The organism is Thermobifida fusca YX (genome assembly GCF_000012405.1).
GTDB lineage: Bacteria > Actinomycetota > Actinomycetes > Streptosporangiales > Streptosporangiaceae > Thermobifida > Thermobifida fusca.
In genome coordinates this window covers 34,921-58,897 of the sequence record NC_007333.1, presented here as the reverse complement: position 1 = coordinate 58,897, position 23,977 = coordinate 34,921, and the positions used below count along the sequence as shown (strand labels likewise).

Below are 23,977 nucleotides of genomic sequence, written 5' to 3'. Positions count from 1 at the left end.
TTCATCCAGCCAAGTCCTCCGCCGGCCACTGACAGTCCCAGCTTAGAGCTGATTGGGCGCTTCCATCCCTCGAATAGCCAGAAATACCCAAAATTGATGCCGAAAGGGATCAGACACCGAGGAGTGTATGTACAGGAATCCCCTGTCCCTTGCTGGGAATGATCGACGGTGGATATGAGGTCTGCGGGAGTCTGTTCTTGTGTTCGGTGGTGGCTCCCGGGTGTCTCCGCCGCGTCGATCCCGCCCGTGCTGATTCGTTTTCCCTGGTCAAAGGAGTGTGGCGAGGGTGAAAGGTAGGCGGGATCTCTAGCGCTTGACTGTTGTGGAGTTCTTGCCGCAGTCAGTATGCCTTTCTGGGCTCCCTGTCAGGTTCAAGGCGCTCTCAGTACCTTTCGTGCGCCAGGGTGGGCGGTAAGGGGCACTGGTGGACAGCGTCTCGGTCGAGCATGTCCGCGCGCCGCAGACACTATTGCCGTTCGCAGGCGAGGAAATAAAAAGGACAGTAGCTCGGGAGATTAATGGTTGGCGTGGAATCACTTTCTGTTGTCCTAGTACCGCACTTTGAATCCCCTGGTGTGCAGGGGAGTCCTTGGTCTTCTTTCAGAGAGGGCGCGGGTATTACGTAATTTCGGACACTGTCGCGGAATGATCTGGCATTCCGATTTCCGACCACCGAGGCGGCTACTGCCGCGGCCAACCTCGAGAAGCTTCCCGCTGAGCGTGGAGGTGTCCTGGTGGTTTCCCGCGGAGGCACGATGAGGAATCCACAGCCTGTGGATATTCCGCAGCTACCGCGAGGATCTCGGGTGTCCTCCCACTGCAGCGGTCCTCCTCTGTCACGGCCAGGCCAGGCTGGACTCTTTCGGGACACCACGCCGCGGTCGCGTAGCGTTTTCAGCCTCTCGAACGACGACCCCACCGCGTCAGGCAGCTGGGGCAGCTGCTGCATGGACCACTGCATCAGGATCAGACCTGCCCCAAAGAGGGAAAGCAGCGGCATGCACGCCTACATGGGCGGACACCGGATGCTGCCCACTGCGGACAACGCCGGAGAGCGACGCTGGTTGCAGGCCTGGGAAGACCGCCGTGGCGGGGCCTGGACTGCTTTGGAACAGGCCGGATGGAAGAGTGAACTCGTCCTAGACGACGACGGGGTCCGGAGTTAAGAACTCCGGACCCCGTCCTGCCTCTCAGGCGAAGCGGAGGATAAGGGATTCGAACCCTTGAGGGGTTGCCCCCAACACGCTTTCCAAGCGTGCGCCCTAGGCCACTAGGCGAATCCTCCGCGGACCACTCTACATGGAAACGGGCACTATGCCGAACTGATATCCCTGCTCCTGCGCGAAACCGCTGATCGGCGCGGGTGCAAGACCCGGTTCGCGAAACCGGGAGGGGGCCTATAGACTCTGGGTCAGGCCCCTCGTGCGGCGTCATCCTACGAACCTCCCCAGGGCCGGAAGGCAGCAAGGATAAGTAGGCTCTGACGGGTGCGCGGGGGGTCCTTCGCGTTTGAGCCACCGATCACGCGGAACAGCCCGGACTGTCACCGGAACCGGGTTGAATAGGTGGTTGGAGATACCACCGAGGAGCCTGTGACCCCACAGCGCTGGTCCGCGGAGGGAGCAGTGAGCGCGCCGTGAGCATCGCCCTGTACCGCAAATACCGTCCCGCGACCTTCGCTGAAGTACGCGGCCAAGAGCATGTCACTGAACCCCTGCGTCAGGCGTTGCGGAACGGGCGGGTGAACCACGCCTACCTGTTCAGCGGTCCACGCGGCTGCGGGAAGACCTCCAGCGCGCGGATTTTGGCTCGGTCGCTGAACTGTGCGAAAGGTCCCACGCCTGACCCGTGCGGGGAGTGCGACTCGTGCGTGGCGCTGGCCCCCGACGGCGGCGGCAGTATCGACGTCATCGAGATCGACGCCGCCTCCCACGGTGGTGTCGACGACGCCCGTGACCTGCGGGAGCGCGCGTTCTTTGCGCCGGTGAACTCGCGGTACAAGGTCTACATCATCGACGAGGCGCACATGGTGACCCGGGAAGGGTTCAACGCGCTGCTCAAACTCGTCGAGGAACCGCCGCCGCATTTGAAGTTCGTGTTCGCCACGACCGAGCCGGAGAAAGTGATCGGCACGATCCGGTCACGCACCCACCACTACCCGTTCCGGCTGATTCCGCCGAACACGCTGCGGGAGCTCATCGAGGAGATCCTCAACGAGGAGAAGGTGCCCTACGACCCCGCGGCGCTGCCGCTGGTGATCCGCGCCGGTGGGGGGTCTGCGCGGGACACGCTGTCCATCCTCGACCAGCTTCTCGCGGGTTCTGACGAGCGGGGCATCACCCGGGAGGCCGCGGTGCAGCTGCTCGGCTACACCGACTCCAGCCTGCTGGGGGAGATGGTGGACGCGCTGGGCGCAGGCGACGGCGCAGCCGTGTTCGAGCTGATCGACCGGGTGGTCGAGGGCGGGCATGATCCGCGCCGGTTCGCCGCCGACTTGTTGGAGCGGGTCCGCGACCTGGTGGTACTCAACGCGGTGCCGGACGCGTTGGACAAGGGTCTGATCAACGTGCCGCCCGATGCGGTGGAGCAGATGCGGGAGCAGGCGAGCCGTCTCGGTGCGGCCCAGTTGACGCGTGCCGCGGAGATCCTCAACAAGGGTCTCACCGAGATGCGGGGGACGACGTCGCCGCGGCTGCTGCTGGAGTTGATGTGCTCTCGGATTCTGCTGCCCGGAGTCGACCCTGGGGACGAGCTGGCGTTGGCAGCCCGGTTGGAACGGTTGGAGCGCAACGGTATAGCGGCTGCTCCGGCCGCTCCCGCGGTGTCTCCCCCCGCAGCGGGCACGCCTGCTACAGCGCCGCCGTCCACCCCTGCGGCTGCGCCCCGGCCTAGCACGGCTGAGCCGCGGCCACCGCAGCCGCCCGCGCCCTCGGCACGCCCCCATCCGGCTCCGGCTGCTGCAGACGACTGGGGCGCTCCCCGACGGCCCAGCCAGCCCGCACCGGCTGCTCCCCAACCCGCGGCCCCTGGCCCAGCAGGGGAGGGGTCGTTTGATGACCGGTGGCCGCACATCGTGGAGTATTTGGCGAGTAATCGGAAGCGGGCCGCGCACGCCATCGTCCGCGACGGGGTGCACGCCACTCTGCTGCAGGGGCGCACCCTCACCCTGTTCTTTGAGACTGAAGGACTGATGCGCAGCTTTGTCACGGGCGGGCGGGCCCGGGACATTGCTGAGGCCGTGCACCGCGTGTTCGGTCTCGAAGTGGCCGTGGAAGCAAAGGCGGGGCATCCCGGCAATGTGCGGCAGGCGCCCCCGCAGGCTCCGATGTCTCGTCCGCCGCAGCCGGTTGCCCAGTCCACCCCACCTCAGCCGGTCCAGCCTTCTACTGCCCAGCCGCCTGGCGAACCGCGGGACGCTCGGGCGGCAGCGGAAACCGGTTGGGACGCCCCGGCTGCTGTCCCCCCGTCGACGCCTGTCTCCACGCAGGAGCCGGCTCCGGTACCTGAACCAGAACCGGAGCCGCCCTCGGCTGCTGAACCTGCCCCAGCTCCTCCTGCCTCACCGGTGGACGCGTCCCCTGCGGGGGAGGCCGAGGAAACCAATCCGGAGGACACAGCCGACAACGACCTGGATGAGAGCTCGCTCACCGGTGCCGCGCTGATTGAGAAGGAACTGGGCGGCAAGCTCATCAAAGAAATCGACCACACCGACTGAGCGGGAGCACATAGTTTCTTCGCGCAGGTCCTGGACCGATATTCAGTAGTGCCGTTTGAACCCTTGTTACGGAGAAAACCTTCCTGGCAAGGCTTGGAGCGGCATACGATAGGTCCATCACGCTCCGCTCCCTCTTCGTCATACCTCTGTTGGGGAGGCCCTCGATGTTGCTGCGTTTCAGAGTGGCCAACCACCGGTCGATCCGCGAGGAGCAGGAACTGTCTCTCGTCGCGGTCCCCAAACGGGGGGAGGCGAAGCCGAAGGCTCACGAGATCCCGCCCACGGTCCACGTTGCAGGGATCTACGGGGCCAACGCCTCGGGAAAATCTAATGTGCTGGATGCCTTGCGGTGGATGAGCGCAGCGGTCAAGTACTCGCACATCCACTGGCAGCCTGATGCCGGGGTGCCAAGGAAGCCGTTCCGGTTGGACGACACCTCTCACGAAGAGCCTTCGTTCTACGAGATCGACTTCGTTTTTGAGGGTGTACGGCACTCCTATGGGTTCGAAGTCACCGACCGCGAAGTCGTGGGAGAGTGGCTTTTCGTGTTCCCGCACGGGCGCCCCAAGCGGCTTTTCGAGCGGGAAGGACCACAGGACTACAAGTTCGGCAAATCCCTCAAAGGGGAATTGCGCCGTATTGAGAAACTTACCCGCCCTAATTCCCTCTACCTGTCGTGCGCGGCGTCGAACAACCACCCCTATCTTTCTTCCATCCACCACTGGATCGGGACTCACATCCGTTTCGCTACGCAGAATTCCTTCGATGAAGGCGTCAGGTTCCGCTTCACCCAGTCTCTGATCGAGGACCCCGGGAGCAAAGGGGCAGAGTACGTCAGCCGGCTCGTACGAGTCGCTGACCTGGGCATCACAGACATCGTCCTTTCCAAAAGAGAAATCGACGGCTTCGAGAAAGAATTCATCTCTTTCATCAGGGAGAGACTCCCCGATATCCCTGAAGAAGAATTCCGCAAGCGAATAGAGCAGCGCCCGCTGTTCATCCACGATTACTCGGGAAAACCTCGACCGCTTCCTATCGACGAGGAGAGCGATGGGACGCGTTCGTGGTTTGGTCTCGTGGGATTTGTGCTGCGCGTGCTTGAGGAAGGGGACGTCTTCCTCGTCGACGAGATCGACTCCAGCCTGCACCCGGTCCTCTCGTCCACTCTCATCCGGATGTTCAAAGATCCGGTCATCAACCCCAAGGGTGCACAAATGGTGTTTGCCTCACATGACACCACTCTTCTCGGTACCATGCTGGAAAACAAACTTCTCGAACGGGACGAAGTATGGTTCACCGAGAAGGATGCCCACGGGGCGACCTCCCTCTACTCCCTCGTCGAATTCCATCCGCGGGGCGACGAGAATCCGGAACGGGGCTACCTTCAAGGCAGATACGGCGCTGTGCCCCACGTGAATTTCCAAGAGATCCGGTCGCTCTTCGCCGAACTTCACGGGGCCGCCGGTGAACCGTCCGCGTCGGCTGAAACGGGACCTCCGCCGGAAAGTCAATACGCGTAAAGCCCGCTCGCGTATCCTCGTTGTGTGTGAGGGGGAACGCACCGAAGTCGACTATCTGAAAGGAATCACTTCCTTTTTTGGGGCGCTTCCCGTAGAGGTGGAAGCGGTCGGCTTGGGCAGGGATCCGCTCCAGGTCGTCCAGGAGGCTATTGACCGGTTCCATGAGGCGCGGGTCAATGCTCGGCGGACCAAAGACGCGAACCTCGCCTTTGACGAGGTGTAGTGCCTTGTCGACGTCGACGAGCACACCCGGTTGGAGCAGGCGTTAGCCCTCGGCAGACGCGAAGAGGTCAAGGTCGTCGTCTCCAACCCCTGTTTCGAGTTGTGGCTGCTCTACCACTTCCAAGAGCTGACCAGTGGGGTGCACCGCACCGTGCTCCTCAAGGAGAAACTGCCGAAGTACCTCTCCGGGTACAACAAACGCCTTCCGGTGAACTTTCCCTACGCAGCCCATCCCAAGGCGAAAGCCCGGGCGTTGCGTGCCGCTCCCAAACACACGGAGACCTGTCACAAGGGACCGAACCCCTCCACCACGGTGTGGCTGCTCATCGACGCGATCCGCAACGCCGGGGACGCGAAGCGGCGCTGACCATCCCCTGCGCCCCGCTGTGCCCGTTGGCACCGGGGACAGCGAGGCGCACAAGGGCGTTTGGGGATGGGGCACCCCTGGGTTGGCGAAGGCTTCGGGATGTGCTCTCCTAGCCACTGCAGGAAACACCGGGTTCGGCGTGGCATCCGATAGTCGAGCACGCAGCGTTTCCCCCGGCCCGCGCAGCGCATCTGGGTGCACATCTGTTCGTAAAGAGCTCAGCACAGGGCAGGGAAGAGTCGTAGGCTCAGGTGCCACAGCCGTCTCTTCTCTTTAGTCGCCTTTGGGAGTAGTCGCGTCGTGACGAACGATCCCTTCGTCCACCTTCACGTCCACACCGAGTATTCGATGCTGGACGGTGCCGCCAAGCTCAAGCCGCTGTTCGAGGAAGCTGCCCGGTTGGGCATGCCTGCCGTGGCGATGACGGACCACGGAAACATGTTCGGGTCTTACGAGTTCTGGCAGACCTCCAAGGAGTCGGGGGTCAAGCCGATCATCGGGATCGAGGCGTATGTGGCGCCCGAGTCCCGCTTCCACAAGCAGCGTGTGTTCTGGGGGACGGGAAAGACCGGCGACGAGGCTGCTGAGGGTGGCAAGGACGTTTCTGGCGGCGGCCGCTACCTGCACTTGACCATGTGGGCGCGGAACGCGAAAGGGCTGCGCAACCTGTTCCGGTTGTCGTCGCTCGCGTCTTTCGAGGGCTACTACACCAAACCGCGCATGGACTTGGAGCTGATGGCCCAGTACAGCGAGGGCATCATGGTCACCACCGGGTGCCCGTCGGGTGGGGTGCAGACCCGGCTGCGGCTCGGCCAGGAGCGGGAGGCTATCGAATACGCGGGCAAGCTCCGGGATATTTTCGGTCGCGACTCCGTGTTCGTGGAGTTGATGGACCACGGTCTGGATATTGAGCGGGAAGTCCGCTCCGGCTTGTTGACTGTGGCGAAGAAGCTCGGCCTGCGGCCCGTGGTCACCAACGACTCCCACTATGTGACCGAGGACCAGGCGGCCGCGCATGACGCGCTGCTGGCCGTGGGTGTGGGCAAGAACCTCGACGACCCTACGCGTTTCCGGTTCAACGGCACCGGCTACTACCTCAAAAGCGCAGAAGAGATGCGGTCCCTCAACACGTTCGACGAATGGTTGGAGGGGTGCCGCAACACGCTGTGGATCGCCGAGCAGGTGGAGGACGGCGCATACGACGACGTGTTCCGCCCCCGGGACTTGATGCCGAAGTTCCCGGTGCCGGAAGGGGAGACGCAGGCGAGCTGGCTGCGCAAGGAGATTGAACGCTGCATCCCGAACCGGTACCCCAACGGGCCGAGCCGGGAAGTGCGGGAACGTATCGAACACGAGTTGAGCATCATCGAGCGGATGGGGTTCCCCGCCTACTTCCTGGTGGTGGCGGACATCTGCCAGTACGCGCGGCGTTCGGGGATCGCGCTGGGGCCGGGGCGTGGTTCGGCGACCGGGTCGATGGTGGCCTACGTGCTCGGGATCACCGACTTGGACCCGTTGGAGCACTCGCTGCTGTTTGAACGGTTCCTCAACCCCGAGCGTGTGTCGATGCCTGACATCGACTTGGACTTCGACGAACGTAAGCGCGGCGACATGATCCGCTACGTGACGGAACGCTACGGGGAGGACCGGGTCGCGCAGATCCTCACGTTCGGCACGATTAAGGCGAAGGCTGCGATCAAGGACGCGACGCGGATCCTCGGCTACCCGTACGCGCTCGGTGACAAGATCACGAAGGCGTTCCCGCCGGCGGTGGGTGGTAAAGAGATTCCGCTGTCCGCGGTCTTCGACGAAAGCCACCCCCGCTACAACGAGGCGGCTGAGCTGCGGCAGCTCATCGAATCCAACCCGGACGTCCGCAAGGTGTATGAGACTGCAAGCGGTCTGGAAGGGCTGACCCGGGGCACGGGTGTGCACGCGGCGGGTGTGATCCTCTCCGCTGAGCCGCTGCTCGATGTGATCCCGCTGCACAAGCGGGAGACGGACGGGGCCATCATCACAGGCTTCCCCTATCCCCAGTGCGAGGAGATGGGCCTGTTGAAGATGGACTTCCTGGGGTTGCGGAACCTGACGGTCATCGACGACGCGATCCAGAACATCAAGGCCAACGAGGGCAAGGAGATCAACCTGTCCGCCCTGCCGTTGGACAACAAGAAGACGTATGAGCTGCTGTCGCGCGGGGACACGCTCGGCGTGTTCCAGCTCGACGGTGGTCCGATGCGGGCGCTGCTCAAGCGGATGGAGCCGAAGAAGTTCGGTGACATTGCCGCTGTGCTCGCCCTGTACCGGCCTGGTCCGATGGCGGCGAACGCGCACAACGACTATGCGGACCGGTCGAACGGGCGCCAGGAGATCACTCCGATCCACCCGGAGCTGAAGGAGGCGTTGGACCCGATCCTCGCCGAGTCTTTCCACCTGATCGTCTACCAGGAGCAGGTGATGGCGATCGCCCAGCAGCTCGCCGGGTACACGCTGGGCGGCGCGGACTTGTTGCGCCGCGCGATGGGGAAGAAGAAGAAGGAGGCCCTGGAGAAGGAGTACACCAAGTTCTCCGAAGGCATGCTGTCCCGGGGCTTCTCCAAGGAGGCCATGCAGGCCTTGTGGGACGTGATGCTTCCCTTCTCCGGCTACGCGTTCAACAAGTCGCACACGGCCGGGTACGGGATGATTTCTTATTGGACCGCCTATTTGAAGGCGAATCACCCGGCGTCCTACATGGCGGCTCTGCTCACGTCGGTGGCGGACGACAAGGACAAGATGGCTGTCTATCTGGCGGAGTGCCGGAAGATGGGCATCCGGGTGCTGCCGCCGGACGTCAACGAGTCGGGTCTGCAGTTCACCCCGGTCGGCAACGACATCCGTTTCGGGTTGGGCGCGGTCCGCAACGTGGGCGCCAACGTGGTGGAGTCGATCCTCAAGACCCGTGAGGAGAAGGGGAAGTTCACGTCGTTTGTAGACTTCCTGTCGAAGATTGAGCTGACGGTCTGCAACAAGCGGGTCATCGAGTCGCTGATCAAGGCGGGGGCGTTCGACTCGCTCGGCCACTCTCGCCTGGACTTGTACCGGCACCACGAGGCCGCGGTGGATGCGGTGCTCAGTTCGAAGAAGCAGGAGGCGCACGGCCAGTTCGACCTGTTCGGCGGGGGTGACGAGGAGGACGGCGGGGAGAGCGCGCCGCTGGGCTTCTCCATCAACTGGACGGGTGAGGAGTGGGACCGGAAGACCAAGCTCGCGTTTGAGCGGGAGATGCTCGGCTTGTACGTGTCCAGCCATCCTTTGGCGGGGGCCGAGCGGATTCTGGCGCGGGCTAGTGACGCCCCGCTGCTGGACGTGGTGAACGGGGAGCGCCGCAACAACGACGAGGTGCGGATTGCGGGCTTGATCTCCAAGGTGGAGAAGCGCATCAACAAGGCGGGCAACCAGTGGGCGATCGCCACGGTCGAGGATTTGGACGCTTCTATTGAGGCTTTGTTCTTCCCCAAGGTGTATCCGCTGTATGTGGACGCTTTGGTGGAGGACACCGCGGTGTCGATCAAGGGGCGGCTCAACGACCGGGACGGCACCTTCTCCCTCTTCGTGTCCGAGATGTCGATTTTGGACATTTCCCATGTGTCTGAGGGGGAGCCGCCGGTTCTGTTGACTATTCCGGAGAAGAGGGTCACCCGGGAGTTGATCAGCGAGCTGAAGCAGACGCTGCGCAGCCACCGGGGGGACACGCCGGTGCGGATCCGGGTGGACAACCCGCGGCGGTCGCGGATTTTCGCGATCGACGACTATCCGGTGCGGGTCAGCCCGGAGTTTTCGGGTGAGGTGAAGAGCCTGCTGGGACCGGAGTCGATCACCTACTGATCCCGGTGTGGTGTGGGGGCCTGCCGTCCCGGCGTGGTGCGTGGCTAGGCGGGGCGGCGGGCCTCCACGCGGTGGGCGCGTTCCCGTTGGGCTTCGTCCAAGTGGAGTGCTGCTTCGATCAGCGCCAGGTGGGTGAACGCGTGCGGATAGTTGCCGAGCATGGTGCCGTCTGCGGTCATTTCTTCCGCAAACAGGCGGAGTGCTCCGGCGTGGGCGCACAGGGTGGTGAAGCGGTGGTGGGCTTCGTCGACCCGGTTGGCGAGGACGAGCGCGGAAACCATGTCGAACGAGCAGGGGAGGAACGCGCCTTCCCCGGTGTCGGGCACGTCGTCGCGGGTGGTGGAGGCGTCGTAGCGGTGCACGAGGAAGCCGGCTTCGCCTAGTTCGGCGTCGATCCGGTCGATGGTGGCGACGACGCGGGGGTCGGTGCCGGGGAGGAAGTCGACGAGGGGAATGTGCAGCAGGGAGCCGTCGACGTTGGCGGCCCCGTAGGTTTGCACGAACCTGCCGAGCCCGGCGTGGCAGCCTTTCGCGATCACGTCGGTGCGGATCGCGTCGCGTTCTGCCTGCCACTGGTCGAGGGTGTCAGCGGGGACGGTGCCGGTCTGTTGGAAGAGGCGGATGGCCCGGTCGAAGCACACCCACGCGTACAGTTTCGATTCGGTCCAGTGCCGGGGACTGGTGTTGATCCCCCACACTCCGGCATCGGGGTGGCGCCACAGCCGGCCTGCGATCTCCACTACTTTGCGGAGTTCGTTGAGGTCGGTTAGGGAGGTGTGTCCGGTGGCCTCGTGGTAGGCGAAGGCTGCTTCCAGGATGTGTCCGTAGACGTCGAGCTGGTGCTGCCGGTAGGCGTCGCTGTGGATGCGCACGGGCCGGGAGTCGTGGTAGCCGCTGAGGTGGGTCAGCGTGGTTTCGTTGGGGAGCGGGGTGTTGTCGATGCGGGTGACGGGCGGCACCCGGTTTTCTTTTTCTGCGCAGTAGTCGAGGAGGAATCGCAGCAGTTGGCCTGCGTCGTTGTGGTGGCCGAGGCGGAGCAGGGCGCGGATGGTCCGGGCTGTGTCGCGGCGCCACGCGTAGCGGTAGTCCCAGTTGCGGGCTCCTCCCGGCCATTCGGAGAGCGACGTGGTGGGGGCGGTGATGAGGGCGCCGCTGTCGTCGCTTATGAGTCCTTTGAGGACGACTGCGCTGTGCCGCACCCAGTCGGCTGCGACGCCCTGGTAGTCGGAGCGGGATGCCCACGCCTGCCAGGTGTGCGTGGTCTGGGTGAGGAGGTGGTGGGCGGTGGTGGCGTCGACGCGGCGCAGCATGTCGCCCGTGTAGTCGAGGCCGAGTGCCACGGATTCTCCGGCGCGCAGCACCATGTCGGTGACGACGGCTCCTGACCGGTCGGGGATGGTTTCTGCGGGGCCGGAGAGGAGGAGGCCGCTGTGCTCGTCGATGAGCGCGTGGCTTCGGCTGGTCCAGTGGGCGTCGCGGGTGCTGTAGTCGGGGCGTGCCGTGATCCGGGATTGGAGGCGCACGGTGCCGCGCTCGCAGTGCAGGAGCCGCACGAGGATTCCGGCGGGTGCGATTCCGGAGGCGTGGCGGGGGACCACGGCGAGGAAGTCGTGGCCTACCGCGGTTCCGTTCGGGGTGTGCCAGCGGGTGCGCAGCACCAGGGTTTCCGCGAGGTAGTCCCGGTGGACTGTGGTGGCTTCGGGCACGGTCCACTCCCAGGCGCCGCCGTGGTGCCGGTCGAGGAGGCGGGCGAAGACGCTGGGGCTGTCGAAACGGGGCGCGCACAGCCATTCAATGGTGCTGTCGGGGGCGACGAGTGCGGCGGTGCGGCAGTCGGACAGCATCGCGTACTCGCTGATGGGCGGGATTGTGGTTGTGGTCATGGTCGCAACTCCGGTCGCTCGGGCGTGTCGAACGGTGTTGCTGGGTGCGCATCCTTGTGATGCGTGGGGGTGTACGGGCGGGAGGACGGGGCACAACTGTTGCTCGTCATGGTGTCTTCCGCCTGTCGTCGGATGCCTTACGGCGTGGAGCAGGGTTTTTTGCCGTGACTATTGCTGGCTATCCCTCTTGGGGGTGGGTAAACCCGCTGGGGGTGTCGCATCCGTGGTTTTGGGGGGCGGGAGAGCGGCTAGGCTCGCAGGCACGGACAACCCAGACCAAGGAGCAGAACAGTGAATCCTGGTGGCGGATTGGACATGCAGGCGATCCTGCAGCAGGCCCAGCAGATGCAGCAGCAGCTCATGGCGGCCCAGCAGGAGTTGGATGAGACCAAGGTGACGGGCTCTTCCGGTGGCGGTCTGGTCAGTGTCACCATGAACGGGCGCGGACAGGTGGAGGACGTGTCCATCGACCCGAAAGCGGTGGACCCTGATGACGCTGCGGAGACCGCGCAGACGATTGCGGACCTGGTGCTGGCAGCGATCCGCGACGGTGAGCGTATGGTGGAAGAGATCCAGCAGCAGAAGATGGGTCCGCTCGCCCAAGGGTTGGGCGGTGGTTTTCCTGGGCTTCCCGGTCTGTGACCGGTCAGCCGGGGTCGCGGGTCCGGTGGGGTAGGGTCCTCACCGGTTCCGTGTGTCCACTACGGTGGTAGCAGTATCCACGTCACGAGTAGGCAGGCAATGTACGAAGGCGCGGTTCAGAATCTGATCGACGAGCTTGGGCGGCTGCCTGGCGTCGGTCCGAAAAGCGCGCAGCGTATTGCCTTCCACCTGCTCGCCGCGGAGACCGCTGACGTTCACCGTCTGGTCAACGCGCTTGTCGCGGTCAAGGAGCGGGTCCGGTTCTGTGCCGTGTGCGGCAACATTGCCGAGGAGACCCAGTGCCGGATCTGCCGTGACCCGCGTCGGGACGACACGGTGATCTGTGTCGTTGAAGAGCCGAAGGATGTCGTGGCTATCGAGCGGACGCGGGAGTTCCGCGGCCGCTACCACGTGCTCGGTGGTGCAATCAGCCCGATCGAGGGCGTGGGCCCCGACGATCTGCGTGTGAAAGAGCTGATGGCGCGCCTCTCCGAAGGCCGGGTCACCGAGGTGATTCTCGCCACGGACCCGAACCTGGAGGGTGAGGCGACCGCCACCTATCTGGCACGCCTTCTGAAACCCATGGGGCTGAAGGTCACCCGGCTCGCCAGTGGCCTGCCCGTGGGAGGCGACCTCGAGTATGCGGACGAGGTCACCCTGGGCCGGGCCTTCGAAGGCCGCCGAGCCCTCGACTTCTGAGAGCCGAACTTCAGCCCCCTCGCCCCAGCGGCCGCGGCAGGTCACCCGGCCGGGCGAGAGCCGTATCCGGGTGATTGGTCGACGGCCCCACTGATATCCCTGTCCTGTTCACGGGTATCTCCCTGCCTCGGCTCCTGTCCGACGCGCAGGGAGCCGTGAATCTCCGATCACTAGACTGGCTGGTCGATTACCGTGAACCCGATTCCTCAGGAGCGCCGACCGTGGCTTTGATCGTGCAAAAGTACGGCGGGTCGTCCGTCGCTGATGCGGATGCCATTAAGCGGGTAGCCGAACGGATCGTCGCTCAGAAGAAAGCCGGATACGACGTGGTCGTCGTGGTCTCCGCCATGGGCGACACCACTGACGAGCTTCTCGACCTTGCGAAGCAGGTGAGTCCGCTCCCGCCGGGCCGGGAGTTGGACATGCTGCTGACTGCCGGGGAGCGGATCTCGATGGCCCTGGTTGCGATGGCTATCGGGAACTTGGGCTATGAGGCCCGGTCGTTCACCGGTTCGCAGGCCGGGGTGATCACCACGTCGCTGCACGGCAACGCGAAGATCATCGATGTCACCCCGGGGCGGATCAGGGATGCGCTCGCCGAAGGGGCGATCTGCATCGTCGCTGGCTTCCAAGGGGTGTCGCAGGACAGCAAGGACATCACCACGTTGGGCCGCGGTGGTTCGGACACTACGGCTGTGGCGCTTGCTGCGGCGCTCAACGCCGACTTGTGCGAGATCTACACCGACGTCGACGGGGTGTTCACTGCTGATCCGCGTATCGTGCCCTCCGCTCGACGCATCCCCCAGATCTCCTACGAGGAGATGCTGGAGATGGCGGCCTCCGGCGCCAAGATCCTGCATCTGCGCTGCGTGGAGTATGCGCGGCGGTACAACATTCCGCTGCACGTGCGCTCGTCTTTCAGTCAGAAGCCCGGTACCTGGGTCGTCTCGGAAGTTGAGGAAACCGAAGGCATGGAACAACCGATCATCTCCGGCGTGGCGCATGACCGGAGCGAAGCCAAGATCACGGTTGTGGGGGTGCCCGACCGTGTCGGCGAGGCAGCAGCGATCTTCAAGGCGCTGGCCGACGCTGAGATCAACGTGGACATGATCGTGCAGAACGTGTCCGCGGCTTCCACGTCGCGTACGGACATTTCTTTCACTCTGCCTGCCGACTCGGGGCAGAACGCGCTGGCCGCGTTGAAGAAGATCCAGGACAAGGTCGGTTTCGAGTCGCTGCTGTACAACGACCGGATCGGCAAGGTGTCGCTGATCGGCGCGGGGATGCGCTCCTATCCGGGGGTGACTGCTCGGTTCTTTGACGCTGTGGCCCGCGAGGGCATCAACATCGAGATGATTTCCACTTCCGAGATCCGCATCTCGATCGTGGTGGCGCAGGACGACGTGGACGCCGCAGTGGCCGCCGCGCACCGTGAGTTCCAGTTGGACGCCGACCAGGTCGAGGCCGTTGTGTATGGAGGTACCGGCCGATGAGTAACCGTCTTCCCACTCTCGCCGTTGTGGGGGCCACCGGTGCGGTGGGCACTGTCATGTTGGACATTCTTTCCACGCGTAAGAACGTGTGGGGGGAGATCCGCCTGGTGGCGTCGGCCCGGTCTGCGGGCAAGCGGCTCACGGTCCGCGGCGAGGAGGTCGAGGTTCAGGCTATTTCCCCGGAGGTCTTCGACGGGGTCGACGTGGCCATGTTCGACGTCCCCGACGAGGTGTCCAAGGAGTGGGCGCCGATCGCGGCGGAGCGGGGCGCGGTTGTCGTGGACAACTCTGGTGCGTTCCGTTTGGACGACGACGTGCCGCTGGTGGTGCCTGAGGTCAACGCCGAGCAGGTGCGCAACCGTCCGCGCAACATCATCAGCAACCCGAACTGCACGACCCTGTCGATGATTGTGGCGATCGGGGCGCTGCACCGGGCCTACGGGCTGACGGACCTGGTGGTGAGCTCGTACCAGGCGGCGTCCGGTGCGGGCCAGCAGGGGGTCGACACGCTGTACGACCAGATCGCCAAGGTGGCGACGGACCGCACGTTGGGTACTCGTGCGGGGGATGTGCGGGCTGCGGTGAGCGACTTGGGTCCGTTCCCGGCGCCGCTGGCGTTGAACGTGGTGCCATGGGCGGGGTCGTTGAAGGACGACGGCTGGTCGTCGGAGGAGTTGAAGGTCCGCAACGAGTCCCGGAAGATCCTCGGACTGCCTGACCTGCGGGTGTCGGCAACGTGTGTGCGCGTGCCGGTGGTGACCACCCACTCGCTTGCGATCCACGCGACGTTCTCCACGGAGGTGGATGCGGACGAGGCGCGGCGCCTGCTGGCTTCCTCTCCTGGCGTGGTGGTCCAGGACGACCCGGCGAAGGGCGAGTTCCCGACCCCGATTGACGTGGTCGGTACGGACCCGACGTGGGTGGGACGGATCCGCCGTTCGCTGGACGACCCGCGGTCGCTGGACTTGTTCCTGTGTGGGGACAACTTGCGTAAGGGTGCGGCGTTGAACACCGCCCAGATCGCTGAGCTGCTCGCTGAGGAGTTCACCAGCTAGCGCGGTTCTGGTCTGTTTGCGGGGAGGACGGCTGCTCGCCGGTGCGGCGGGTGGCGCGGTCCTCCCCGTTTTTCGTGTCTCGGCGGGGCGTGCTGCGGCCGGTGCGCAGCGGAGGCGGGGGTTGGCGCGGGAGAGAGGGTTCGATGGCCGCAGTCCTTTCCCTGCTTCGGATCCGCTTCATCCGGAATTCCGGTTTTCTTATCCTCGAAAAAGGGGAGAGCAGTTTCTTCTTTTCAACCGGAGAAAAATGTCTTCTATCCCATGAAACGCGGTGATCCGAACTGCAGGGACAGTAAAACAGTTGCAAGGATGTCTGGGGCGAGGTTTCTGTTTACCGGTAGTACGGGCATCGTTTGTTTGGTGCTGTTCAACGTCTGAGGCGATGGCCGGCGACTTGTGTCGTCGGCCATCGTGCGTTGCGGGGGAATGGACGCGGTGTGGCTGCCCGCTGCGGGGGCGGTTGTCCGGACACTGCTATATCGGCCGCTTTGACCAGCATCTTGAGGACTGGCATGTCGCCACGGGCCGGCTAGGGAGGGCCGCGTTCTGCTGCGAGGAGGGTGCAGCGGCCACAGGATCAATTCCGGATCTTGTGTCGGCAACGCCAATCCCAACAACAAAAGAAACCGTAATTCTTGTTTTCATTGCACTCCGTTCCCCTTCTGCACAGGAACGCTTTTCTTTCGGAGATCTCGGAAGGAGAACCAAATTTTCTCTTCCTCTACCTTTCTCCGCTAGTAACGTTGAGAGCCAATTGTTCAAAAAAGAGTCCAGGGCACGGATTTTCTCGTCTGTCTCGACTGGGTTGTGCGGCACTGTTGTGGTGTGCGTCCAGGAGAAAACTCCTGGACGTTGCGATAACGGCTGGCGGCCGCCTATCGGTCGCCGAGGGCACGAGAGAAAGGTATGTCTCAGATGCGGCGAATCATGAAGCTAGCCGCTGTGGGCGCGCTGGCCGCGGGGCTCGTCGGCGCGGGGGCCTCGACCGCCTTCGCCCACGACTACACCGAGATCACCGCCACCAAGACGGCACAGTGTGTCGCTGAGCAGCCAGCAGTCGGCCTCGGCCTGCTCGCCGGGCTGGGCTTGAACGTCAACGCCCTCAACTCGGCGTCCTGCACGGGCAGCGTCAACGTCAACGACAACTAGAAACCGCAATTCTTATTTGCATTAAAAACCATTCCACTGCCCTGAGATAAAAGCGCCGCCTCCCACAGGAGTCTGGGGAGGCGGCGCGTCTTTCTCTCTCCCCCAGATCGCCCGGATTTGCGACGGTCACACTGTGGTTTTGCCGGTAAAGACAATGCAAAACCCGCGTTCCGAAGCGTTGCAGGTAAACCCCCGCATGGCATTGTTGTGCTGCACGGTTTGAAGGATGCTCTCAACCGTCATCGCAGTGAGCTGATGGTCGCTTTTGTCGACCGTCGTTACCGTCATCGAAAGGTATTTGTCATGCGGCGAATCATGAAGCTGGCTGCCGTGAGCACGCTGGCCGCGGGTCTGCTCGGCGCCGGGGCCTCCAGCGCCCTGGCCGGCGACTACGTCGAGGTTACCGCCACCGAGACCGCGCAGTGCATCTCGGCTCAGGAGGCTGGCGGTTTCAGCTTGCTCATCGGTGCGGGCGCGAACGTCAACGCCCTCAACGCGGCGTCCTGCACGGGCAGCGTCAACATCAACGACAACTAGAAACCGCAATTCTTATTTGCATTAAAAACCATTCCACTGCCCTTCGGGAAAAGACGACCTCCTCCACACTCTACTGGAGGAGGTTCCGTTTTTACCCTCTTCCATACCCTTCCCCTTGCTTCCCCAGATAATGGATTGCAATGAAACAATAAAGGGAAGCAAAGGAATGGCATAACGCGCATTCGTCCATTCACAACGCGTTGGATTAACGGCAGTATTGCAGCACGTGTTCGGGCGATCAGCTCGGCACAGACCGTTGATCGGTGGTCGTTGTAGCGACCGTCGTTACCGTCATCGAAAGGTATTTGTCATGCGGCGAATCATGAAGCTGGCTGCCGTGAGCACGCTGGCCGCGGGTCTGCTCGGCGCCGGGGCCTCCAGCGCCCTGGCCGGCGACTACACCGAGATCACCGCCACCGAGACCGCGCAGTGCATCTCGGCTCAGGAGGCCACCGGTGCGGGTCTGCTCCTCGGCCTGGGCCTGAACCTGAACCTGCTCAACTCTTCGGCCTGCGCTGGCAGCGTCAACGTCAACGACAACAACTAGTTTCGAGGGCGCTCCGGTCCGCCTGGACTGACACCCCATCGCTCTCCACCCGCCGCCTCCCACGGCACGGCTGTCTGGACCGTGGGAGGCGGCCCGACACCCAACCCGCGTCGCACGGCGGCGTGGGCTAGCGGCATTTTCAGTAAAAGAAAAGCAATCCCCGTGTCTTCGCGTGGCTCATGCCCACCCCATGCGACATAGTTTCCGACAGCAATCGAGAGATCACTCTCGGTGCACACCTGTCGATTGACGGTCGCCTGACCGCCAACGGTCACCATTTGAAAGGTTTGAGTCACATGCGTCAGATGACGAGGCTAGCCACGGTGGGCGCGATGAGCCTGGCCCTGGTCGGTGCCAGCGCTTCCGCTGCGCTGGCGGGCTACCACGAGTTCTCCAGCGAGGAGACCTTCACCAACATCGACCAGTGCGTGGTGGTCCAGCAGTTGGAGGCCGGCGGCCTGACCCTTCCGGACATCATCCCTCCGGACCTGCTGGGCGGCTCTGCCTACAACTGCATCGGCAACGAAGTCGTCGTCGTCAACGAGTAGTGCCTCCAGGGCTCCTCCCAACGCTGCGAGGAGCCCTCGTTTCTCATCCCAGAGACGGTCTTTGACTCTCCCATGAAACCGGCCCCGGACGGCCCAGCCCGCTCCGGGTAAGGGAGTCACGGTCTTCACCGGCCTCGTTCGCCCGTGGCCGCAGACCGTCGCCGCATCAAGCCGGAAAACGTGCTTCTCAACGCCCGCCCGCTGGCCGTGTCCGTTCCCACACGGTCAGCGGGCCTCACAGAAGGGACACCCTCAATGCGTGGAATCGTCAAAGCCGCGGCGGTGAGCGCGATCACCGCGGGACTGCTCAGCTTCAGCACCGCTACTGCCCTGGCCGGCGGATTTGAGATCGACCGGGAGTCGCACACCACTGTCGTGGACCAGTGCGTTGTCGACCAGCGCGTGACCATCTCCAGCCCGCTCGACCTTCCCGCCGAGCTGCTGCCGCTGGGGGAGGACACCTACAACTGCATCAGCAACGAGGCCGTCGTCATCAACCGCTGACACCTCGTCTGGAGCTCCCTCTCTGCAGGGAAGGCGGCCGCCTTCCACCTGGCCTCTGGGAGAAGGCGGCCGCACCCGTACTGACATTGATCCCGCACACCCTGGGCTGTGCGTCATGGTTGCGACCCACCACCCGATCCTCTCCGCCTGGTCTTCCGCTCTGCTTCTTTCTTTGTCATCGCGTCACCGGCTCCCGGCCTCCCGATCCCTGCGCGACACGGACCACACCCGCATCTTCGACCCGTCGGCCGTGACCGTTTCACACACCGAGATCCACACGGAAGGGACACCCTCAATGCGTCGAACCGTCACTGCCATAGCAGTGGGGACGCTTGCCGCAGGGCTGTTCAGCAACACCGCTCCTGCTCTGGCCGGTGAGGAGCCGCGCCCCATCGTCATGGAGCTGTGCACGGTCACCCAGCGCCTCATCACCGGGAACGTCACCGTTCCCTCCCCCGCACCGGCGCCTGATGAGCCTCCGGACCTGCCGGCGCCGGCCCCCGAAGCGCAGCACCACCCCTTGCTCGCCGCGGCATGCGAGGGCAACTCCGTCACCGTCACTACTCCTTAAGCCCAGCACACCCGCAGCTCTTGCCCAGGGCTGCACTCGAAAGCACGACGGTCTCGGGCCTGTCCGCGAAGACCGTCCCATCCGGCCTGGAGGAGTCCGCTACTGCTTCGGAAGGCGGCTTTCCGAAGGCCACAGCGGCACACGGTTCCCGTGGCTCTGCGCGCTGTGGCAAGAGTGGGGCTGTCCAGCGTCCCCGCTGCGGCTTCTTCGGCCTTGTCCGTCGCTGCCTACCGCACGAGCAGCGGACGTCCGAAAACCCGAAGAAAAGGAATGGATTCTGTGATGCGCCAGATCATCAGGGGGGCGGCAGTAAGCGGGGCGGCCGCGTGTCTTCTCGCTGTCAGCTCCTTCCCCGCCCTCGCCGAAGAAGAAGCGGACTGGTCTACGGACGTGAGCATCGACCTGCCCGTCCTGGACGACGAGGTCTCCGGCCTCAACGAGCAGCCTGAAGGCGAAGGGCTGGAAGAGGACACTGTCGGGGCGGGAACCGTCATCAACCAGTGCGTTGTCGAACAGGACGCTCTCGTGCTAGGTCTGGCCCCCGGCGACCCCGGTGGTCTTCCGCTGCTGTCCCTAGGCTTGAACGTCCTCAACGAGTACTACTGCATCGGCAACACTGTTGAAGTCCACAACCACGCCAACTAGGCGTACTCCTCACTCCAGCGGGTTTGCTCACTCTGCCGATCCCATCTGAGAAGAAGCGGCCGTCTCCCGGGACCGTGGGGGAGACGGCCCGTTCTTGTCCGCGGCAGTCCGCCCCGGCCGGGACGGGGAAACCAGCCGGTAGCCGAGCCGGCAGTGCTCCGCTGAGACGATGAGGTCCGACGTTTCCACGACCCGCCGCCCAGCAAAATGGGTGCGCTGCACGAGCAGGATGGCCGTGCCCGGCTCCAGTGCGAGCCGCCGCGCTTCCACCTCCCGCAGTCGACGAACCGACACCTCCTCTTCGATCCGGTCCACGGTGACCCCCACCTCGGCGAGCCGCTCCGCCACACTGGTGTCTGGCCGCTCCCCCGGGGTCAGGCCGGTGCCCAGCGTGAGAATGGCGGGCTCCCACGCCACCCACAGCGCGATCGGAGTGCCCTGCGCGTATCCGAGGCATTCCGTCCGGTACAGCGGCTCCCCCACCCGGGTGCCGAGCCGCCGGGCCATGGCAATGGACGCGGTCTCGGTCCGGGCCCCCAGCCACTCGGTGCGCAGCGGGTCGAGCCCGGGGAGGTGGGAGGTGCGGGATAAGAGGACTTCCGCGGAAGGCGCTCGCACGTAGTACCCGGATCCGGCCCGTCCCTCAATCAGCCCTTCTGCCACGAGAAGCTGTAACGCGCAGCGCGCCACCTGCTCGCTGACCGCGTGGCGGCGGGCCAGCTGGGCCCGCGAAGGCAGCCGAGTCCCTGGGGGAAGCTCCCCGTTGAGGATGGGTTCCCGCAGACTGTCGGCGACCCGCAGGTAGCCGGGCTTCTCAGTCACGGTTATCCGCACGGTTGGACTCTGCCTCCACGACACTGGTCGAGACTGTGTGTCACGACTGTGGTCCCGGGGCATACGGATCTGCTTGCGATGACGTGTCGCCGCTCGCCCATGGAGCCAGTAAAGCAGCAGGTCGTGCCCGTGCGCAGAGAAATCAAGAAGGAAGCCCGCTTTTCTTCCACCCGACCGACGGTCACGGAGAGTACATGTCTTCGGGGTTTTCTGAGGGCGCGTCGACGTGGAGACCGGACCGCTGTGGAGAGCAGCGGCCGCCATCCGCAACCCCGTGTCCCGGGAGTCCGGCCCCGGCGGTGACCCGCGGGTCAGCGGTGTCTCCGCTGCTGTTTCCCGGGGGGACGTGCCCCGCCGCCCAGACCGCGGTCTGCGCTGTCAGCCTGCTTTCCCGGCTCCGATGCGCCTACGCACAAGCCTGTGCCCGTGGACGGGCAGCATGCTCCGGGCTCCTATGCGGAGCGTGTCCGACAATCGCAGGGAGTTTTACCGTCGGCTGGCCGTGCCGCTGGCGTGCGTTGGGTCGTGACTCCCCATGCTGGTGATAGCAGCCGGAAAAAGAGTCGCAGAGGGAGGGTCACGGCAGCCGTGACACAGCAGCCGATGTCGGACAGCACCGCCATGCTCGTAGGAATCCTCGCGGGCCTGGCCACAATCGCGCTACTCACCTTGGTCATCGCGGCGCTGGCCTCCGTACTGTCCATGCGTTCGCTGACCCGGGGCGGCAAGCTGCTGTGGACGCTCCTCGTTCTCCAACTGCCGATCCTCGGCGCTGTTGCATGGTTCGTCATCGGCCGGCAAGGCCCGCTCAACAGCCTGCTCGGCTTGATCAAAAGCGGCCGCCACGAATCCCCCGGCACCGGAGAGCACGTCCACGACGACCTGTTCGAAACCGACGTGGACCGGCTTCTTGCAGCCTCGAACGGGGCAGAGTCGCGCAGCTCGCGGCGGGCCACCGCTCTCGTCACCGAGCCGTCTCGCTTCGCCGACGAGTACAGTCCGGCAGACCACTCGTGGCACACCGTCAACGGGCACCACGATACGGCCACGATCAGGGCCCGCACTGGGGCGACCGCCTCACGGAGGGGCAGCGACTCCACCCCGCGGTTCCGTAGTGAACGTTCCAGGATTCCGCGTTCCCGAATGCCCAGGTGAACGTTGAGGGGCCCTCACCTGAAACGTTGGGAACAGCGTGCCTGGCGGGGGTCTCAGCCCACCAGCACCGAATCCTCGTCGAACATCCAGTCTTCCGAGGCCACCCGGTACAGCTCGTGGCGCAGTGCCAGCTCCAAAGCCGTGTCTTCGGGTGCAACCTCGTCGAGCCGGTCCAGTGCCGCGCGGATTTCCGCGGCGGTCATTGCACCAACCGGCTTCATCCCCCAGTGCTGTGTCATTGTGTTCTCCCCCTTTCTGCTCCGCCACCACACCGGTGCGGAGCGCAGGCCGGTTTCCCGGCCGAAGCGAGACCCGTCGCAAGGAGGGATCCCACTCGTGTCCTCGTGTAGGCCCCCCTTGCCGCACGCTGCGTCCCCGTGACAGGTCCTTTCGGCCTCATTCGACGAGGCCGACACCTTTATCGTTCCAGAAACGTCTGACACTGTGTGCGGAAAGCCGTGATACCGGTACCCTGCTCAACGTGATCGACCTTCGAGCTCTACGGGAAGACCCTGACCGTTTGCGCGCGTCGCAGCGGGCACGCGGCGAAGACGAATCTGTCGTCGACCGGCTGCTGGATCTGGACTCGCGGCACCGCGCCGCCCTGGCGCGTTTCGAAACGTTGCGCGCCGAACAGAAAAGCGTCGGCAAGTCTGTTTCCCGCGCCTCCGCAGAGGAGCGGGAAGCGCTGCTGAACCGGGCGAAGAGTCTGGCGTCCGAGGTCAAATCCGCTGAGGCTGAGGCCGAAGCGCTCTCCGACGAGCTCACCACACTGCTGCGTTCCGTGCCGAACGTGGTGGAAAGCGACGCGCCGGTGGGCGGGGTTGACGACTTTGTCGTGGTCGAAGAGGTCGGCACGCCCCGCCAGTTCGACTTCACCCCCCGCGACCACCTGGAACTGGGTGAGATGCTCGGCGCCATCGACACGGAGCGGGGCGCCAAAGTGTCGGGGGCGCGGTTCTACTTCCTCACCGGTGTCGGCGCGCTGCTGGAACTGGGCCTGCTCAACTTGGCGATGCAGCGGGCCGTCGCCAACGGCTTCACCCCGATGATCCCGCCGGTGCTGGTCAAACCGGAGACCATGGACGGCACCGGGTTCCTCGGGGAGCACGCTGCGGAGGTCTACCACCTTCCCGCCGACGACCTGTACCTGGTGGGCACCTCCGAGGTGCCGCTGGCCGGGTACCACGCGAACGAGATCCTGCCCGCTGACGCCCTGCCGACCCGCTACATCGGCTGGTCGTCGTGCTTCCGCCGGGAGGCGGGCTCCTACGGCAAGGACACGCGCGGCATCATCCGGGTCCACCAGTTCAACAAGGTGGAGATGTTCGTCTACGCTCACCCGGACGAGGCGCACGAGGAGCATCTGCGGCTGCTCGCGTGGGAACGCGAGATGCTTGACCTGATCGAGGTGCCCTACCGGGTGGTGGACATCGCCGCCGGTGACCTGGGGACGAGCGCGGCACGCAAGTACGACTGCGAGGCGTGGCTTCCCAGCCAGGGCCGCTACCGCGAGCTCACGTCCACGTCGAACTGCACCGAGTTCCAGTCCCGCCGTCTCAACATCCGCTACCGCGACACTGACGGCAAGCCGCGGTTCGTGGCCACGCTCAACGGCACGCTGGCCACCACGCGGTGGATTGTCGCGATCTTGGAGAACCACCAGCAGGAGGACGGTTCCGTGGTGGTGCCTGAGGCGCTCCGTCCGTTCGTGGGCCAGGACGTGCTGCACCCGATCGCGAAGAAGTAGGAGGGGGGCCGGTGGCCGGGGACCGGCTGCTGTCTTGCGGCCACCGCAACACCTCTTCAGGAACAGCCGCCTGCCGCGGAGGGTTTTCTCCGCGGTTTTCTAGGTTGGGCGGCTGTTTTTCTCTGCTTCTCGAACTTTTTCAGCGCGGACATTCCCCGTGCACCCCCTTTTTCCTTTCGCGGGCTGAAATATCCTCTTCGGGGCTGTTTCCGCCGACCTCATTCTGAACAGGGGGTGTCCGTTTCTCTGTCATCTCTCACCACCTGTCCAGTTC

General features: G+C 64.5%; 20 protein-coding genes, 1 tRNA gene, 1 other RNA gene and 1 pseudogene. 19 read left to right on the top strand and 4 right to left on the bottom strand.

The window, feature by feature from the left end; genetic code table 11:
- Window positions 1-998: 998 nt before the first annotated feature.
- Window positions 999-1,166 (top strand): hypothetical protein, encoded by a 168-nt coding sequence (locus TFU_RS15980; protein WP_155983522.1) that lies wholly within the window; start codon window positions 999-1,001, stop codon window positions 1,164-1,166.
- 34 nt (window positions 1,167-1,200) lie between these two features.
- Here the strand turns inward: TFU_RS15980 and TFU_RS00245 are convergent.
- Window positions 1,201-1,285, bottom strand: a tRNA-Ser gene (locus TFU_RS00245).
- Between the two features lie 126 nt (window positions 1,286-1,411).
- Here TFU_RS00245 and ffs point away from each other — a divergent pair.
- From ffs to dnaE, 5 genes and pseudogenes are all read left to right on the top strand, one after another.
- An RNA gene (gene ffs, locus TFU_RS15615) (signal recognition particle sRNA small type) lies at window positions 1,412-1,507 on the top strand.
- A gap of 129 nt (window positions 1,508-1,636) precedes the next feature.
- Window positions 1,637-3,715 (top strand): DNA polymerase III subunit gamma and tau, encoded by a 2,079-nt coding sequence (locus TFU_RS00240; RefSeq protein ID WP_011290498.1) that lies wholly within the window; start codon window positions 1,637-1,639, stop codon window positions 3,713-3,715.
- 164 nt (window positions 3,716-3,879) lie between these two features.
- Window positions 3,880-5,235, top strand: a complete 1,356-nt coding sequence (locus TFU_RS00235) for an AAA family ATPase (RefSeq protein WP_011290497.1) — start codon at window positions 3,880-3,882, stop codon at window positions 5,233-5,235.
- Window positions 5,180-5,824: pseudogene (locus TFU_RS16250) on the top strand (RloB family protein). The gene TFU_RS00235 and the pseudogene TFU_RS16250 overlap by 56 nt, the downstream one beginning before the upstream one ends.
- Before the next feature lie 300 nt (window positions 5,825-6,124).
- Entirely contained in the window at window positions 6,125-9,691 is a 3,567-nt protein-coding gene (gene dnaE / locus TFU_RS00225; RefSeq protein WP_011290494.1) for a DNA polymerase III subunit alpha, read from the top strand.
- A 44-nt stretch (window positions 9,692-9,735) separates the two neighbouring features.
- Here dnaE and TFU_RS00220 read toward each other — a convergent pair whose 3' ends face one another.
- Entirely contained in the window at window positions 9,736-11,574 is a 1,839-nt protein-coding gene (locus TFU_RS00220) for a glycoside hydrolase family 15 protein (RefSeq protein ID WP_011290493.1), read from the bottom strand.
- A gap of 315 nt (window positions 11,575-11,889) precedes the next feature.
- On the opposite strand from TFU_RS00220, the gene TFU_RS00215 reads away from it, so the two are divergent.
- From TFU_RS00215 to TFU_RS00165, 11 genes are all read left to right on the top strand, one after another.
- Window positions 11,890-12,216 (top strand): YbaB/EbfC family nucleoid-associated protein, encoded by a 327-nt coding sequence (locus TFU_RS00215; protein ID WP_016187973.1) that lies wholly within the window; start codon window positions 11,890-11,892, stop codon window positions 12,214-12,216.
- A 99-nt stretch (window positions 12,217-12,315) separates the two neighbouring features.
- A complete protein-coding gene (gene recR / locus TFU_RS00210; protein WP_011290491.1) occupies window positions 12,316-12,915 on the top strand; it encodes a recombination mediator RecR in 600 nt (199 codons plus the stop codon).
- A gap of 221 nt (window positions 12,916-13,136) precedes the next feature.
- The gene (locus TFU_RS00205) at window positions 13,137-14,408 is read left to right on the top strand and encodes an aspartate kinase (RefSeq protein WP_011290490.1); all 1,272 of its coding nucleotides are present in this window, start codon (window positions 13,137-13,139) and stop codon (window positions 14,406-14,408) included.
- Window positions 14,405-15,463: an aspartate-semialdehyde dehydrogenase gene (locus tag TFU_RS00200; protein WP_011290489.1), complete on the top strand. Its 1,059-nt coding sequence runs from the start codon at window positions 14,405-14,407 to the stop codon at window positions 15,461-15,463. Before TFU_RS00205 ends, TFU_RS00200 begins: the two co-directional genes overlap by 4 nt.
- 915 nt (window positions 15,464-16,378) lie before the next feature.
- Complete coding sequence (locus TFU_RS00195; protein WP_011290487.1) at window positions 16,379-16,612, top strand: hypothetical protein; 234 nt, start codon at window positions 16,379-16,381, stop codon at window positions 16,610-16,612.
- 303 nt (window positions 16,613-16,915) lie between these two features.
- Window positions 16,916-17,149 carry a hypothetical protein gene (locus tag TFU_RS00190; RefSeq protein WP_011290486.1) on the top strand — a complete coding sequence of 78 codons (234 nt, stop codon included), beginning with the start codon at window positions 16,916-16,918 and terminating at the stop codon, window positions 17,147-17,149.
- A 310-nt stretch (window positions 17,150-17,459) separates the two neighbouring features.
- Complete coding sequence (locus TFU_RS00185) at window positions 17,460-17,696, top strand: hypothetical protein (protein WP_011290485.1); 237 nt, start codon at window positions 17,460-17,462, stop codon at window positions 17,694-17,696.
- A 296-nt stretch (window positions 17,697-17,992) separates the two neighbouring features.
- On the top strand, window positions 17,993-18,244 hold the full coding sequence (locus TFU_RS00180) for a hypothetical protein (protein WP_038043006.1): 252 nt from the start codon (window positions 17,993-17,995) through the stop codon (window positions 18,242-18,244).
- A gap of 255 nt (window positions 18,245-18,499) precedes the next feature.
- The gene (locus tag TFU_RS00175) at window positions 18,500-18,748 is read left to right on the top strand and encodes a hypothetical protein (protein WP_011290483.1); all 249 of its coding nucleotides are present in this window, start codon (window positions 18,500-18,502) and stop codon (window positions 18,746-18,748) included.
- Between the two features lie 295 nt (window positions 18,749-19,043).
- Window positions 19,044-19,319, top strand: coding sequence for a hypothetical protein (locus TFU_RS00170; RefSeq protein ID WP_016187970.1), 276 nt, complete (start codon window positions 19,044-19,046; stop codon window positions 19,317-19,319).
- 270 nt (window positions 19,320-19,589) lie between these two features.
- Window positions 19,590-19,964, top strand: a complete 375-nt coding sequence (locus TFU_RS00165) for a hypothetical protein (RefSeq protein ID WP_016187969.1) — start codon at window positions 19,590-19,592, stop codon at window positions 19,962-19,964.
- Between the two features lie 27 nt (window positions 19,965-19,991).
- Here TFU_RS00165 and TFU_RS00160 read toward each other — a convergent pair whose 3' ends face one another.
- On the bottom strand, window positions 19,992-20,786 hold the full coding sequence (locus tag TFU_RS00160; protein ID WP_011290480.1) for a GntR family transcriptional regulator: 795 nt from the start codon (window positions 20,784-20,786) through the stop codon (window positions 19,992-19,994).
- Window positions 20,787-21,386: 600 nt separating this feature from the next.
- Between TFU_RS00160 and TFU_RS00155 the strand changes: the two genes are divergently transcribed.
- A complete protein-coding gene (locus tag TFU_RS00155; protein WP_011290479.1) occupies window positions 21,387-21,953 on the top strand; it encodes a PLDc N-terminal domain-containing protein in 567 nt (188 codons plus the stop codon).
- A 53-nt stretch (window positions 21,954-22,006) separates the two neighbouring features.
- Here TFU_RS00155 and TFU_RS15970 read toward each other — a convergent pair whose 3' ends face one another.
- Window positions 22,007-22,192 carry a hypothetical protein gene (locus TFU_RS15970; protein ID WP_061783847.1) on the bottom strand — a complete coding sequence of 62 codons (186 nt, stop codon included), beginning with the start codon at window positions 22,190-22,192 and terminating at the stop codon, window positions 22,007-22,009.
- 242 nt (window positions 22,193-22,434) lie between these two features.
- On the opposite strand from TFU_RS15970, the gene serS reads away from it, so the two are divergent.
- Window positions 22,435-23,703 carry a serine--tRNA ligase gene (serS, locus tag TFU_RS00150; protein ID WP_011290478.1) on the top strand — a complete coding sequence of 423 codons (1,269 nt, stop codon included), beginning with the start codon at window positions 22,435-22,437 and terminating at the stop codon, window positions 23,701-23,703.
- Window positions 23,704-23,977: the final 274 nt, after the last annotated feature.